The organism is Microbacterium sp. K41, from assembly GCF_004794395.1.
Lineage (GTDB): Bacteria > Actinomycetota > Actinomycetes > Actinomycetales > Microbacteriaceae > Microbacterium > Microbacterium sufflavum.
The window spans coordinates 1-553 of record NZ_SSDO01000509.1; the positions used below are offsets into that span (position 1 = coordinate 1).

Annotated in this window: 1 protein-coding gene; it reads left to right on the forward strand. The window is 75.8% G+C overall.

From position 1 onward, the window contains the following. On the forward strand, positions 1–553 hold a 553-nt coding region (locus DW309_RS19800; RefSeq protein WP_205812850.1), incomplete at both ends, for a hypothetical protein.

Genomic DNA, 553 nt, shown 5'->3' on the forward strand with positions numbered 1-553 from the left:
CGTGCTCGCGGTCGCCGCGGCCGCGACCGTCGGCGGGATCCAGGCAGCGACCGCGAGCCCGGCAGCGAGCGCCCTCGAATCCCTCCAGGCGGACGAGGCCTCCATCCAGAACGCGCACCAGGCGTTGACGTCGGCCCGCGACACCCTCCTCGCCGACATCGGGACGCAGACGGCGGAGGCGACCGCGCTGCGCACCGCCATCGTCGACACCGCCACGGTGCCCGATCCCGCGTCGTCGTCGGACGACGACGTCATCGCGGTGGCCGATCCGGCCCTGGAGGAGGCGGCCGTCGGGGCCCTCGACGGGTACCTCGCCGCGCTCGCCGCGGTGACCGTGCCCGAGCTGCCCGCCGAGTATCGCCGCGCCGAGATCGACGAGAACTCGCTCGTCGACGTGGGGCAGGCGATCGACGACGCGCAGGGCGACCTCGACGCGCTCGACCAGGCGACCGCGGAGATGCGCACGATCCGCACGGCGTTCGACGCGCTGCGCCCCGCCGCCACCCCGGCCGTGACCGCGTACCTCGCGTCGTCTGTGCCGGCGGCGGCCGAG